General features: G+C 60.0%; 13 protein-coding genes. 3 read left to right on the top strand and 10 right to left on the bottom strand.

Annotated elements, in window-relative coordinates:
• Nucleotides 1-80: 80 nt before the first annotated feature.
• The 3 genes from ubiB to ubiE are packed head-to-tail and all read right to left on the bottom strand — an operon-like array spanning nucleotide 81 to nucleotide 3,075.
• Nucleotides 81-1,685: a ubiquinone biosynthesis regulatory protein kinase UbiB gene (gene ubiB, locus KGA85_RS15050; RefSeq protein ID WP_223457568.1), complete on the bottom strand. Its 1,605-nt coding sequence runs from the start codon at nucleotides 1,683-1,685 to the stop codon at nucleotides 81-83.
• Nucleotides 1,682-2,305, bottom strand: a complete 624-nt coding sequence (locus KGA85_RS15045; RefSeq protein ID WP_223457570.1) for an SCP2 domain-containing protein — start codon at nucleotides 2,303-2,305, stop codon at nucleotides 1,682-1,684. Before KGA85_RS15045 ends, ubiB begins: the two co-directional genes overlap by 4 nt.
• Nucleotides 2,305-3,075 carry a bifunctional demethylmenaquinone methyltransferase/2-methoxy-6-polyprenyl-1,4-benzoquinol methylase UbiE gene (ubiE, locus tag KGA85_RS15040; RefSeq protein ID WP_053153319.1) on the bottom strand — a complete coding sequence of 257 codons (771 nt, stop codon included), beginning with the start codon at nucleotides 3,073-3,075 and terminating at the stop codon, nucleotides 2,305-2,307. The genes KGA85_RS15045 and ubiE overlap by 1 nt, the downstream gene beginning before the upstream one ends.
• A gap of 155 nt (nucleotides 3,076-3,230) precedes the next feature.
• On the opposite strand from ubiE, the gene KGA85_RS15035 reads away from it, so the two are divergent.
• The 3 genes from KGA85_RS15035 (at nucleotide 3,231) to KGA85_RS15025 (ending at nucleotide 5,004) form a co-directional block, all read left to right on the top strand.
• A complete protein-coding gene (locus tag KGA85_RS15035; protein ID WP_223457572.1) occupies nucleotides 3,231-3,506 on the top strand; it encodes a polyhydroxyalkanoic acid system family protein in 276 nt (91 codons plus the stop codon).
• Between the two features lie 249 nt (nucleotides 3,507-3,755).
• The gene (locus KGA85_RS15030; protein ID WP_223457574.1) at nucleotides 3,756-4,178 is read left to right on the top strand and encodes a phasin family protein; all 423 of its coding nucleotides are present in this window, start codon (nucleotides 3,756-3,758) and stop codon (nucleotides 4,176-4,178) included.
• A gap of 10 nt (nucleotides 4,179-4,188) precedes the next feature.
• Entirely contained in the window at nucleotides 4,189-5,004 is an 816-nt protein-coding gene (locus KGA85_RS15025; protein WP_223543194.1) for a phasin family protein, read from the top strand.
• A 188-nt stretch (nucleotides 5,005-5,192) separates the two neighbouring features.
• On the opposite strand, the gene KGA85_RS15020 is transcribed toward KGA85_RS15025, so the two are convergent.
• The 7 genes from KGA85_RS15020 to hslV form a co-directional block, all read right to left on the bottom strand.
• A complete protein-coding gene (locus KGA85_RS15020) occupies nucleotides 5,193-5,813 on the bottom strand; it encodes a TetR/AcrR family transcriptional regulator (RefSeq protein WP_223447394.1) in 621 nt (206 codons plus the stop codon).
• A gap of 59 nt (nucleotides 5,814-5,872) precedes the next feature.
• Entirely contained in the window at nucleotides 5,873-7,555 is a 1,683-nt protein-coding gene (gene phaC, locus KGA85_RS15015) for a class II poly(R)-hydroxyalkanoic acid synthase (RefSeq protein ID WP_223457584.1), read from the bottom strand.
• Nucleotides 7,556-7,670: 115 nt separating this feature from the next.
• Nucleotides 7,671-8,525 (bottom strand): poly(3-hydroxyalkanoate) depolymerase, encoded by an 855-nt coding sequence (gene phaZ / locus KGA85_RS15010; RefSeq protein WP_223457586.1) that lies wholly within the window; start codon nucleotides 8,523-8,525, stop codon nucleotides 7,671-7,673.
• 156 nt (nucleotides 8,526-8,681) lie between these two features.
• Nucleotides 8,682-10,361 (bottom strand): class II poly(R)-hydroxyalkanoic acid synthase, encoded by a 1,680-nt coding sequence (phaC, locus tag KGA85_RS15005; RefSeq protein ID WP_223457588.1) that lies wholly within the window; start codon nucleotides 10,359-10,361, stop codon nucleotides 8,682-8,684.
• Nucleotides 10,362-10,620: 259 nt separating this feature from the next.
• Entirely contained in the window at nucleotides 10,621-10,992 is a 372-nt protein-coding gene (locus KGA85_RS15000; RefSeq protein WP_223543193.1) for a gamma-butyrobetaine hydroxylase-like domain-containing protein, read from the bottom strand.
• 79 nt (nucleotides 10,993-11,071) lie between these two features.
• Entirely contained in the window at nucleotides 11,072-12,409 is a 1,338-nt protein-coding gene (hslU, locus tag KGA85_RS14995) for an HslU--HslV peptidase ATPase subunit (protein ID WP_008047842.1), read from the bottom strand.
• A 54-nt stretch (nucleotides 12,410-12,463) separates the two neighbouring features.
• Complete coding sequence (gene hslV, locus KGA85_RS14990) at nucleotides 12,464-12,994, bottom strand: ATP-dependent protease subunit HslV (RefSeq protein ID WP_046031180.1); 531 nt, start codon at nucleotides 12,992-12,994, stop codon at nucleotides 12,464-12,466.
• Between the last annotated feature and the right edge of the window lie 142 nt (nucleotides 12,995-13,136).

The raw sequence follows: 13,136 nt of genomic DNA, 5'->3' as shown, positions 1-13,136 counted from the left end.
TTCGACTCCGACAGCGGGCTCGACACTTCAATAGCCGAGCTCAGGCGTTGAAACAGTGTGCCAGTCGTTCACACAACTGGCTATCGGCGCACGACCAGATACAAACCGACCGCCATCATGATGCCAGCTGGCCAATAGTCCAACTGATTCAGCGGTCCGCCAGCGGCAAGGATGGCGCCACCGGCCAGGTGCGCCGTGCCGAGCAGGCGCAGGAACCAGTCGTCACGGCGTCGGTGCCACGCAGGCGGCGGGTCATAGGCGTGGGGTTGGGACATGCGTTCGAGCAGATCGCGGGCCATGTTGGCCAGGTGCGGGATCTGTTCGAACTGGCTGTGCACGTTGCCGAGCAGGGCTTTGGGGCTGACCCGCTCGCGCATCCAGCGTTCGAGGAACGGCTGCGCGGTGTTCCACAGATCAAGGTCCGGGTACAGCTGACGGCCCAGGCCTTCGATGTTCAACAGGGTTTTTTGCAGCAGGACCAGTTGCGGCTGCACTTCCATGTTGAAGCGGCGCGCGGTCTGGAACAGGCGCATCAGCACCTGGCCGAAAGAAATATCTTTTAACGGTTTTTCGAAGATCGGCTCGCACACGGTACGGATCGCTGCTTCGAATTCGTTGAGTTTGGTTTCCGCCGGCACCCAGCCCGAATCGATGTGCAACTGCGCCACGCGACGGTAATCGCGCTTGAAGAAGGCGAACAGGTTGCGTGCCAGGTAATCCTGGTCTTCCGGGGTCAGGCTGCCGACGATGCCGCAGTCGATGGCAATGTATTGCGGGCTCCACGGATTCACGGTGCTGACGAAAATGTTGCCGGGGTGCATGTCGGCGTGGAAGAAGCTGTCGCGGAACACCTGGGTGAAGAAAATCTCCACGCCACGCTCGGCGAGCATTTTCATGTCGGTGCGCTGGTCGGCCAGGGTTGCCAGATCGGTGACCTGGATGCCGTAGATGCGCTCCATCACCAGCACTTTCGGCCGGCACCAGTCCCAATAGACTTGTGGCACGTACAGCAGCGGCGAGCCGTCGAAGTTGCGCTTCAACTGGCTGGCGTTGGCCGCCTCGCGCAGCAGGTCGAGTTCGTCGTAGATGGTTTTTTCATAATCACTGACCACGTCCACCGGATGCAGCAGGCGCGCATCGGCCGAGAGTTTTTCGGCGGCGCGGGCGAGGATGAACAGCCACGCCAGGTCCTGGGCGATCACTGGTTTGAGGCCCGGGCGGATCACCTTGACCACCACTTCCTCACCGGTTTTCAGTTGCGCGGCATGCACCTGCGCCACCGAGGCTGAGGCCAGCGGCTCGACATCGAAACGGCTGAACACATCGCTGATTTTCTTGCCGAGTTGTTCTTCGATCAGCTTGACCGACACTTGCGAGTCGAACGGCGGCACGCGGTCCTGCAGCTTCATAAGCTCATCGGCGATGTCTTCTGGCAGCAGGTCGCGACGGGTGGACAGGATCTGCCCGAACTTGATGAAGATCGGCCCCAGGTCCTGCAACGCCAGGCGCAAGCGCGCGCCACGGCTCAGGTCCAGGGTCTTGCGCGGGAACCAGCGCCACGGCAAGGCATAGCGCAGCGCCCGCAAGAACCAGGGCAGCGGCAGGGCGAACAGCAGGTCATCGAGGCGGTAGCGGATCACGACGCGCTGGATGCGCAACAAACGGCGGGCGGCAAGCAGCTTCATGCGTTATCGCTTGGGTCGAGGGATCGGGAAAGGCGCTCGAATCGCGCCTCGAGACGTTCCAGATCGAGCTTGATCTGGTCCAGTTCACTGAATCGGGCTTCGGCTTCGCGCTGACCGACGAGGGTGCGCGATTCTTCGGCCAGGTACTCGCCCAGGTTCTGGCCCAGGCTGGCAAAGCCTTGCTGATACCAGCGGGCGCGGCTGCGCAGGTGACCGCCGAGCAGTTGCGTGGCCACCGGGCCCAACCAGCGCGAGAGTTCGTACTCCCAGTCCAGCTCCAGGTCCTGGAGGATCGCCGCCAGCTCCAGCAGTACGCCGCTGTCGCCGTCGAGTTCGACTTCAGGGGCGTGCAGAACAGAAGTCTTGTCCTTGCTCATGGCCAGTTTCAGCAGGCTCGAGGCCGGTGCACGCAAGGTGCAGTCGGCGCCGGTTTCCCACTGGGAGGCGAGCATCAGGCCTTCGTCGCTGGGCAGGATGAACAGTTGCAGCGCCGGGCTGCGGCAGTCGACGGCAATCACTCTGCCGCTCAAATGCGCCAGCCGCGGCAGCGCCGTGCTGTCGAGACGCAGCACCCGGTTCAGGCCGAGTTCAACGCTGGCGAGCAGGCCGGCGAGCAGCATCAGGGCTTGATGCCGCGGTGCAGGGCAACGATGCCTGCGGTCATGTTGTGATAGGTCACGCGGTCGAAACCGGCCTCGACCATCATCGACTTCAGGGTTTCCTGATTCGGGTGCATGCGGATCGATTCGGCCAGGTAGCGATAGCTTTCCGAGTCGTTGGTGATCAGCTTGCCCATCAGCGGCATGAAGGCGAACGAGTAGGCGTCGTAGGCCTTGGACATCAGCGCGTTGGTCGGCTTGGAGAATTCCAGCACCAGCAAACGGCCGCCAGGCTTGAGCACGCGCAGCATCGAGCGCAGGGCATCTTCCTTGTGGGTCACGTTGCGCAGGCCGAAGGCGATGGTCACGCAGTCGAAATGGTTGTCCGGGAACGGCAGCTTTTCCGCGTCGGCCTGGACGAATTCGACGTTGCCGGCCACACCGAGGTCCAGCAGGCGGTCACGACCGACCTTGAGCATGGATTCGTTGATGTCGGCCAATACGACCTGGCCGGTCGGGCCTACCAGGTGCGAGAATTTTTTGGTCAGGTCGCCAGTGCCGCCGGCGATGTCGAGCACGCGGTTACCGGCACGAACGCCCGACAGTTCGATCGCGAAACGCTTCCACAGACGGTGCATGCCGCCCGACAGAAGGTCGTTCATCAGGTCGTACTTGGCGGCTACCGAGTGGAAAACCTCAGCGACTTTTTCCGCTTTCTGGCTTTCCGGAACGTTTTTGAAGCCGAAGTGAGTGGTGGGTTCGGCATCGCTGCCTTTGCGCTGATCAGTCATATCGCTGTCACCAAAAGAGAATGCGCGACATTCTAATCCCCAAGGCATGCTTTGTCTTGGCAAGGCTGAAGGTAAGATGGGCAACCATCGGGACGTTTTGACGCAGCAGAGGTCAAGATGCCTCGGGAAAGCATCCATAAAGCAGGAGTCATTTGATGGCCCGTATTAGTGTTGAACGTGCCCATGGCCTGGGTAAGGCAGCGGCTCGCGAAAAGGCCGACAAGCTGGCGCAGAAACTTTCCGATCAGTATGGCCTGGAGCCGCAGTGGTCCGGCGATACCCTGAACCTCAAGCGCTCGGGTGTGAAGGGCGCGGTGCATGTCAGTGAAAATTCGATCAAGGTCGACGTGGAGCTGGGCCTGATGATGTCGGCCATGAGCGGCATGATCAAAGCGGAAATCGAAAAGGCGCTGGATAAAGCGTTGGTCTGACTCGGTTTCCGCGTGAACCGAGATCCCATGTGGGAGCGAGCCTGCTCGCGATGAGGGAGTGTCAGTCGACATTCATTTTGACTGATGAATCGCTATCGCGAGCAGGCTCGCTCCCACATTTGTTTTGTGGTGCACCTGACCTTTCATGTCAGTTGTTAGGGTGCCGTTTCTAATTTTTCTCCCTACTTTGTGCCAGAGCCCGACACTTATCCGGGCAGTTCCTCAAACCTTCTGCGCGTGAGGTGCACCATGGCCAAAGTTATTTTGAAGAAAAAAATCGACCCGTCGACCAGCACGCTGAGCGACGTCAAATCCTATGCCCGCAAGATCTGGCTGGCAGGCCTGGGTGCCTACACCAAGGTCGGCCAAGAGGGTAGCGAGTACTTTCAAGAGCTGATCAAAGCGGGTCAGGTTGTTGAAAAGAAAGGCAAAAAGGTAGTCGCTGAGAAACTTGAAGCGGCCAATGCCGAGATCGATGAAGCCAAGAGTGAAGTCAGCACTTTCAAAGGCCGCGTCGAAGTTCAACTCGACAAGGTCGAGAAGGCGTTTGACACGCGTGTCGCAAGTGCCTTGAATCGTATCGGTATTCCGTCTAAACATGACGTTGAGGCACTCTCTGCTAAGCTCGATGAGCTGACGGCATTGCTCGAACGTGTCGCGCGTAAATCTTAAGGAGAACGGGATGGCTGTTAAAAAGAACACCGAAAAAGAAGGCAGCTCGTGGATCGGGAAGGTTGAAGATTACTCCCGAAAAATCTGGCTGGCTGGTTTAGGCGTGTACTCGAAGATCGACACTGACGGCAGCAAACTCTTCGATGCATTGGTTAGGGACGGCGAGAAAGCCGAGAAGCTCACCAAGAGCGCTGTTGGCAAGACTGTCGACGCCGCCAAGGACTCCGCTTCTTCGGCCAAATCGCGTATCAGCGGCGTGAAAGATCGCGCACTGGGCAAGTGGGATGAGCTGGAAGGCGCTTTCGACAAGCGTCTGAACAGCGCCATTTCGCGTCTGGGCGTACCGAGCCGCAACGAAGTCAAGGCACTGCACAGCAAGGTCGATACCCTGACCAAGCAAATCGAAAAACTGACCGGTGCCAAGGTTGCGCCTGTTGCGGCGAAAACCGCGGCAGCCAAGCCGGCCGCCAAAACCGCAGCCAAGCCACTGGCAAAAGCAGCGGCTAAACCTGCTGCCAAACCTGCGGCTAAAACTGCAGCCGCCAAACCGGCCGCGGCCAAACCAGCCGCCGCCAAGCCTGCAGCGAAAACTGCAGCGGCCAAGCCGGCAGCCATCAAGCCAGCAGCCAAACCGGCCGCGGCGAAAAAACCAGCGGTGAAAAAGCCGGCCGCTCCAAAAGCTGCCGCGCCAAAACCAGCAGTGGCAGCTGCCAAACCGGCAACGCCGGCAGCTCCGGTCAGCGCATCGAACTCCGCTACCGCACCGACCCCTGCTGTCACCCCGACTGCCGCGCCAGCTCCATCGACGCCAACCAGTCAGTCCTGATTCTCAGGGCTCAAGAAAACGCCCGGCCTGTGAAGGTCGGGCGTTTTTGTTTGTGCGCGAATCTCTGAGCGACACAAGCCCACTGTAGGAGCGAGCTTGCTCGCGATGGTATTGCAGGCGCTGAGTAGCGTCGGCTGTACCTTTTTCGCGAGCAAGCTCGCTCCTACAGGGGGGCGTTGTGGTCAGGATTATTCGTGGTCTTCCAGATACTCCATCGCCATCTGCTCGGTCGCAGCCTTCATCGACGGCAGCAGGTGCGGTGCCACCAGCATCATGATCTGGTAAACCACCAATCGCACCTCGCCCTGACGATCAAGAATCCGCTGGTAATCCAGCGAGAACAGCAGCGTCATGGTGATCTGCTCCACCAGTTGCCCCAGTGCCTGGGTATCGCTGACCAGCAGCCCTTGCGCCTGCAATCGTGCCAGCAGCGATGCCAGTGTGCGCTTGAGTGCATTGAGCAGGTTGCGAATGCCCTTGGCCAGTTTCGGCAGGCGCCCGGCGAGGTTCGACAGGTCCTGGAACAGGAACCGGTAGTGGGACAGGCGTTCGACGATCAGGTGCAGGAACAGCCAGTATTCTTCGGGCGCCAGTTCGGCATCGGCCGGTGGGTCGAGCAAGGGCGCCAGTTCGCCCTGGAAGCGCTCGAACAGCCCGAGAATCAGCGGTTCCTTGCCGTGGAAGTGGTAGTAGAGGTTGCCCGGGCTGATGCCCATTTCATTGGCAACTTCCATGGTGGAGACATTCGGTTCGCCCTTTTGATTGAACAACTGCAGGGCACATTCGAGGATCCGGTCGCGGGTTTTCATCCAGTCTTCTTAATGATCGGGTCTTGCCACGGCCGGCAGAGGCCGTGGCTCGTTGAACGTCAGCGCACGCGTACGTAAGTACCGGGTGCTGCCTCCATCGGTGGATAGTTCTGATTGCCGAGCGCCATGTGGGTCTCCTTCTGCGCGCCGGAACGTTCCTGAATCCAGCTCAGCCATTGGGTCCACCAGCTGCCATCGACATGCTTGGCGTCGTAGTACCAGGCTCGGGGGTCGCTGCTCAGTTTGCCGTTCTCGACGTAGTTGGCTTTCGGGTTGCTCGGCGGGTTGAGGATGCTCTGCACATGACCGCTGTTGGACAGCACGAAGCGCCGCTCGCCACCGAGCAACAGCGTCGAGCGATACACCGCGTCCCACGGCGTGATGTGATCGTTGATGCCGGCGACGCTGAAGCTGTCGACAGTAACCTTCTGCAAGTCGATCGGCGTGCCACACACTTCCAGCCCGCCCGGGTGGGTCAGCGGGTTGTGCTTGAAGAAGTCCAGCAGGTCGCCATGTAGGGCGGCCGGCAGGCGCGTGTTGTCGTTGTTCCAGTAGAGAATGTCGAACGCCGGTGGCTCCTTGCCCAACAGGTAGTTGTTGACGAAGTAGCTCCAGATCAAATCGTTGGGGCGCATCCAGGCGAAGACCTTGGCCATGTCGCGGCCGTCCAGTACACCCCGCTGATAGGAGCGGCGCTTGGCAGCCTCCAGAGTCTGCTCGTCGGCGAACAGCGTCGCAGGGCTGTCCATCTGACTGTCGAGCAGGCTCACCAGGTAAGTCGCGCTGGACACCCTGCGCAGCTGCCGCTTGGCCTGCAAGTGACCTTGCAACGCGGCAATGGTCAGCCCGCCGGCGCAGGCGCCCATCAGGTTGACCTCGCGTGCACCGGTGATCGCCCGGCAGACATTCATGGCCTCTTCCACGGCTTCCACGTAGGTCGAAAGCCCCCATTCGCGATGGCGCACATCCGGGTTGCGCCAGCTGATCATGAAAGTTTGCAGGCCGTTTTTCAGGGCGTACTGGACGAAGCTGTTATGGGGGCTCAGATCGAAAATGTAGTACTTGTTGATTTGCGGCGGCACCACCAGCAGGGGCTTGGAATACTGCTTTTCGCTCATCGGCTTGTACTGGATCAACTCCAGCAGCTCGTTGCGAAACACCACGGCACCGGTGGTGGTGGCGACCGTCTTGCCGACCTCGAACGCTTGCTTGGTGACTTGCCGGGGCAGGCCATCGTTGTGCAGCAGATCGTCCACCAAATGGCCGATGCCACGCACCAGGCTGTTACCGCCGGAATTGAACAGTTCCTTGACCGCCAGTGGATTGAGCAGGGTGTTGGAGGGTGATACGGCGTCGTTCAGCAGGGCGAAAGCGAAGTGGGCGCGGGCGCGGTCGTCCGGGCTCATGTCGCTCTCGTCGATCCAGCTCTTGACCTGTTTCTGCCAGCTCAGATAGGCCTGCAGGCTACGGCGATAAAACGGGTTGAGGCTCCACGCCGGATCGGCGAAGCGAGCATCTTGCGGGTTGGTCGGGTGCAGGGTTTCGCCCAGCAGCACACGGCCAAGCTGACCGCCGAGTTTGAGGGCATGTCGGGCACTGTGTACCGGATTGCGCAAGCCATGGGCGGCCACACTGCGCAGGGTCGACAACAGATCCCGACCACGCAGGCCGGTAATCGCACTCTGTGCATTGATGAACGCGGCGGGAGTCGGTAGGGAATCCCTCGCTGGTTTCTCGCGCATGAGTCAACACTCCTTCGTCTTCAGGCCAAAAACAAATACACCGAACCAGAACACCATAGACGCTGTAACGGATTGTTGCGCGGCGTGGCGTCCTGCCGACCGCCGATGCAGCGGTTTAGCTGCCCAATGGCGCCGGACGCGGATGCATCACCGCGCGCTGGCGCTCCTCTTCCAGGAATTTCATGATGATCGGAGCCACCGCTTCGGCCCGGGTAATCAGGAACAGATGCCCGTCATCGATGATGTGCAACTGGGCGTTGGGAATCCGCCAGGCCAGCAAGCGCATATTGACCAACGGGATCAGTGGGTCATCGTCACCGGCCAGTACCAGGGTCGGCTGGCGGATCTTGTGCAACCAGTGGATGCTGGTCCAGCCGAGGCCGGCGAACAGCTGCCAGTAGTAACCGAGCTTGCCCGCTGAACGCACCTTGGCCGCATGGCTGGCGGCCAGCGTCGGGTCGCGACGGAACGCACCACCGTAGATCATCGGCGCAATGCGGATCACGTGGGACGGCTGGATGTAACGTCGCGGGCTGGCCATCATCCACAGCACTTTCGGTTTGCCCGGCACCATCACCGCACCCGCCGCCGTTGCGGCCAGCACGAGTTTCTTGCAGCGCTCCGGATAGTCATAAGCGAACTGTTGGGCCAGGGCGCCACCCCAGGACACGCCGATGACGTTGATTTGCCCATAGTCGAGATAGTCGAGCATCCGCGCCGTGAGTTTCGCCAGGCTCGGAAAACGATACGGCCGGTTCGGTGTCGACGAACCGCCGACGCCGGGTACGTCGAAGGCGATGACTTCCAGGTCCGGGTCCAGCGCCGCGATGAACGGGAACACCAGCTCCAGGTTGGCGCCGATGCCGTTGAAAATCAGCAGGGGCGTCAAGTGAGGCTTGCCGGGGCGTACCGCCGTGCGGAGCGTCTGGCCATCCAGATCGACGGTACGGAATATGAAGGGTTGCGGCATGCTTCTGGCCCTGTGGGTCGCTCTCTTGAATTCTTCCCCATCCCCTGTGGGAGCGAGCCTGCTCGCGATAGCGGTGTGTCAGCCAGCTCACTGGCCAAAGCTGCCGCCGCTATCGCGAGCAGGCTCGCTCCCACAGTGTGGGGCGAGGTGTGTCAGTTACCGCTCATGCACATAGGTGCCTGGCGCGGCTTCACCCGCTGGATAGGCCTTGTTGCCCAATTTCAACGGTGCTTTTTTCAGGTTGCCCGCACGCTGTGCCTGCCACGCCTGCCAGTGCAGCCACCAGGAGTCGGCGTGCTTGGTCGACTCTTCTTGCCAGTCATCGGCATTGGCGGGCATTTCGGTGCTGGTCATGTAGCGCGATTTCGGATTGCCCGGCGGGTTCAGAATGCTCTGGATGTGCCCGCTGCTGGACAGCACGAATTCAACGTTGCCGCCGAACAATTGCGCCGACTTGTAGCAGGAACGCCACGGGGTGATGTGATCGTTGGTGCCGGCCAGCGAGAAGATGTCGGCGGTGACCTTCTTCAGATCGATCGGAGTGCCGCACACTTCCAGTGCATCGGCACGGGTCAGCGGGTTACTTTTGAACATCTCGATCAGGTCGCCATGGAACGCAGCGGGCAACCGGGTGGTGTCGTTGTTCCAGAACAGAATGTCGAATACCGGCGGTTCGTTGCCCAACAGGTAGTTGTTGACCCAGTAGTTCCAGATCAGGTCGTTGGGGCGCATCCAGGCGAAGACTTTCGCCATGTCGCGGCCTTCGAGAACACCGGCCTGGTAGGAGTGGCGCTTGGCGGCTTCGAGGGTTTGCTCGTCGACGAACAGGGCCACGTCGCTGTCTAGGGTAGTGTCGAGCACGCTGACCAGCAGGGTCAGGGCGTTGACCTTGTTCTCGCCGATTGCCGCGTAGTGGCCCAACAGCGCGGTGCAGGTGATGCCGCCGGAGCAGGCACCGAGCATGTTCACGTCTTTGCTGCCGGTGATCGAGGTGACCACATCAACCGCTTCCTTGAGCGCTTCGATGTAGGTCGACAGGCCCCACTCGCGCTGCTCCTTGGTCGGGTTGCGCCAGCTGACGATGAAGGTCTGCACGTTGTTGCGCAGGCAGAACCGCGCCAGGCTCTTTTCCGGACTCAGGTCGAAAACGTAGAACTTGTTGATCTGCGGCGGTACCACCAGCAGTGGGCGTTCATGCACCTGTTCGGTGATCGGCTTGTACTGGATCAGCTCCAGCACGTCGTTGCGAAAGACCACTGCACCCTCGGTCACGCCAAGGGTCTTGCCGACCTCGAATGCGCCCATGTTGACCTGGCTCGGCATGCCGCCGTTATGCACCAGGTCCTTGGCCAGATGCGAGAGGCCATCGAGCAGGCTTTTACCACCGGTTTCGAAGAAGCGCTTGACCGCCGCCGGGTTGGCCGCCGTGTTGGTCGGGGCGAAGGCTTCGGTCATCAGGTTGATCACAAAGTGCCCACGGCTGACGTCCTTGGGCGGCAGGTTGCTGTCGCCGATCCAGTCGTGGAGTTCCTTGCGCCACGCCAGGTAGGTTTGCAGATAACGTTTGTAGAGCGGGTTCTGGCTCCAGGCCGGATCCGCAAAGCGACGGTCATCGCTACCCGGTTGCAGCTCGGATTTACCGAACAGCACGTTCTTGAGTTCAAGGCCGAAATGCGCGACATGTTTGGCGCTGTGAATCGGTTGTTTGATGGCCTGCCTGAGCACCATTCGAGCAGAAGCCAGTAGATCCTTTCCACGCAGTCCAACGACAGGATTCAGCCCCAAGGTGTTTTCCGAGGCTTGACTCTTCAAGTCATCGTTATTCTTGTTACTCATCTACGACGCTCCATTGTCCTGAGACGAGTACCGGGTCCTGCTGTGTAGTCACACAGCCAATGCCAGGTACTACTGCTCGGGGTGACCGTTAATACTGCATCGCTGCTTTTTTAATGCAGAGAGCACTGCAGGGAACTTGCCAGTTCCATTGGTTACCCGAGTTTAATTTTTTTCGCAAGCAGGCCAATCGGCGGCCCTGAAGCGGAGCATTCAAACAGATGAAATTAGAAAATGCCCTCTAAAGAGCGAGAGGCTCGGATTAGAGCATCAGTTTGACGATGGATTCGTTCGGATCGCGGGTTTTTCCGGCGGCTTTGAGCTCGGCCAGATAATCTTCCCAGAGTGCGTCATAACGTCGCCCCAGCTCGTACAGATATTCCCAGGTGAACAGACCACTGTCGTGACCATCATCGAAGGTCAGTTTCAGTGCGTACTGACCGGCCGGTTCTACCTTGGTGAGGCCGACGTTGATCTTGCCGAATTGCAGGATGGGTTTGCCGTGGCCCTGGACCTCGGCGGAAGGAGAGTGCACGCGCAGGAACTCGGCGGGCAGGGTGTATTCCTCGCCGGACGCGTATTTCAGCGACAGGGTTTTCGAGGCTTTGTGCAGCTTGATGTCGGTGGGAAGCATAGAAAGAGCCTTGGGTGGCGAGCTACAAGCTTCAAGCTTAACTCCATCAGCTTGACGCTTGTAGCTTGCAACTTGAAGCTTACAAAATATAACGGGACAGGTCTTCGTTCTGCGCCAATTCGCCCAGGTGGCTGTTGACGTAGTCGGCGTCGATCTGGATCACCTTGCCGTCATGAACGCTGGCCAGGTCGCCGGCGCTGAACGACACCTCTTCGAGCAGGCGCTCAAGCAGGGTGTGCAGGCGACGGGCACCGATGTTTTCGGTTTTCTCGTTGACCTGCCAGGCGATCTCCGCGATGCGCTTGATGCCGCTCGGCTGGAACTCGATGCCCAGGCCTTCGGTTTTCAGCAGTGCGCAATATTGCTCGGTGAGCGAAGCGTGAGGCTCGCTGAGGATGCGTTCGAAATCCTCAGGGCTCAGGGCCTTGAGTTCGACACGGATCGGCAGGCGGCCTTGCAGCTCGGGCACCAGGTCGCTCGGCTTGCTCAAGTGGAAGGCACCGGAGGCGATGAACAGGATGTGGTCGGTCTTGACCATGCCCAGCTTGGTGTTGACGGTGCAGCCTTCGATCAGCGGCAGCAGGTCGCGCTGCACGCCTTCGCGGGACACATCGACGCCACCGGAATTGCCACGCTTGGCGACCTTGTCGATTTCGTCGATGAACACGATGCCGTGCTGCTCGACCGCTTCCAGGGCCTTGGCCTTCAACTCTTCATCGTTGACCAGGCGGCTGGCTTCTTCGTCACGCACCAGCTTGAGCGCTTCCTTGACTTTGAGCTTGCGGGCTTTCTTCTTGCCCTTGCCCATGTTGGCAAACAGGCTTTGCAGCTGGTTGGTCATTTCTTCCATGCCCGGTGGCGCGGAGATATCGACGCCGGCCATTTCGGCGACTTCGATTTCGATCTCCTTGTCATCCAGCTGACCTTCGCGCAGGCGCTTGCGGAACAACTGGCGGGTGTTGGAATCGGCAGTCGGGGCGTCGTCGTTGCTGAAGCCCATGCGTGCCGGTGGCAGCAGGGCGTCGAGGATGCGCTCTTCAGCGGCGTCTTCGGCGCGGTGGCGAACCTTGACGATTTCCTGTTCGCGCAGCAGCTTGATCGCGGCATCGGCGAGGTCACGAATGATCGATTCGACGTCGCGGCCGACATAGCCGACTTCGGTGAACTTGGTCGCTTCGACCTTGATGAACGGCGCATTGGCCAGTTTTGCCAGGCGACGGGCGATCTCGGTTTTACCGACACCGGTCGGGCCGATCATCAGGATATTCTTGGGTGTTACTTCAACGCGCAGCTCTTCTGGCAGCTGCATGCGCCGCCAGCGGTTGCGCAGGGCAATGGCGACGGCGCGCTTGGCATCGTCCTGGCCGATGATGTGGCGGTTGAGTTCGTGGACGATTTCACGGGGAGTCATGGACATAATATTCAATGGACCTCAAGCAAGAATGAGCCGTGGTGCGATGGCTGCACGGGCTTACTCGGCGCAGTCCTGCTCCTCAATGGTCTGGGTGTGGTTGGTGAATACACAGATGTCGGCGGCGATGCCGAGGGCGGTTTCGACGATTTCCCGGGCCGACAGATCGGTTTTCTTCAGCAGCGCGCTGGCAGCGGCCTGGGCGTAACCGCCGCCGGAACCCATGGCGATCAGGCCTTCTTCGGGCTCAACCACATCGCCGTTGCCGGTGATGATCAGGGAGGCGTCTTTGTTGGCGACGGCGAGCATGGCTTCGAGGCGGCTCAGGGAGCGGTCGGTGCGCCATTCTTTGGCGAGTTCGACGGCGGCGCGCACTAGGTGACCCTGGTGTTTTTCAAGCTGGCCTTCGAAGCGTTCGAAGAGGGTAAAGGCGTCAGCGGTGGCGCCGGCAAAACCGGCGATGACCTGACCGTGGTACAGGCGACGAACTTTTTTCGCGTTACCTTTCATCACGGTATTACCAAGGGAAACCTGGCCGTCGCCGCCCATGACGACTTTGCCGTGGCGGCGAACTGAAACGATGGTGGTCAAGGGAAGAGTCTCCACGCAGCTGGGCGAAAATGCCTTATGCAAACTCATATGGGGGTGGTGGAGCGTTTTTCAACTGTAGGACGGGAGAGGGGACGAGTGGTGTGTTGTGATGGTGATGGGTTGTCGCTGAAACAATTGTGGC

The organism is Pseudomonas sp. GL-B-12, from assembly GCF_019955895.1.
GTDB lineage: Bacteria > Pseudomonadota > Gammaproteobacteria > Pseudomonadales > Pseudomonadaceae > Aquipseudomonas.
Note: the sequence above shows the minus strand (reverse complement) of the source record. Positions and strands in the feature narration are given on the sequence as shown.

Coding starts and splice junctions, on each gene's coding strand:
- KGA85_RS15030 (WP_223457574.1), top strand. CDS start 3,756: ATGGCCAAAGTTATTTTGAAGAAAAAAATCGACCCGTCGACCAGCACG.
- phaC (WP_223457588.1), bottom strand. CDS start 10,361: ATGAGTAACAAGAATAACGATGACTTGAAGAGTCAAGCCTCGGAAAAC.
- KGA85_RS15020 (WP_223447394.1), bottom strand. CDS start 5,813: ATGAAAACCCGCGACCGGATCCTCGAATGTGCCCTGCAGTTGTTCAAT.
- KGA85_RS15000 (WP_223543193.1), bottom strand. CDS start 10,992: ATGCTTCCCACCGACATCAAGCTGCACAAAGCCTCGAAAACCCTGTCG.
- ubiE (WP_053153319.1), bottom strand. CDS start 3,075: ATGACTGATCAGCGCAAAGGCAGCGATGCCGAACCCACCACTCACTTC.
- KGA85_RS15035 (WP_223457572.1), top strand. CDS start 3,231: ATGGCCCGTATTAGTGTTGAACGTGCCCATGGCCTGGGTAAGGCAGCG.
- hslU (WP_008047842.1), bottom strand. CDS start 12,409: ATGTCCATGACTCCCCGTGAAATCGTCCACGAACTCAACCGCCACATC.
- ubiB (WP_223457568.1), bottom strand. CDS start 1,685: ATGAAGCTGCTTGCCGCCCGCCGTTTGTTGCGCATCCAGCGCGTCGTG.
- phaZ (WP_223457586.1), bottom strand. CDS start 8,525: ATGCCGCAACCCTTCATATTCCGTACCGTCGATCTGGATGGCCAGACG.
- KGA85_RS15025 (WP_223543194.1), top strand. CDS start 4,189: ATGGCTGTTAAAAAGAACACCGAAAAAGAAGGCAGCTCGTGGATCGGG.
- phaC (WP_223457584.1), bottom strand. CDS start 7,555: ATGCGCGAGAAACCAGCGAGGGATTCCCTACCGACTCCCGCCGCGTTC.
- KGA85_RS15045 (WP_223457570.1), bottom strand. CDS start 2,305: ATGCTGCTCGCCGGCCTGCTCGCCAGCGTTGAACTCGGCCTGAACCGG.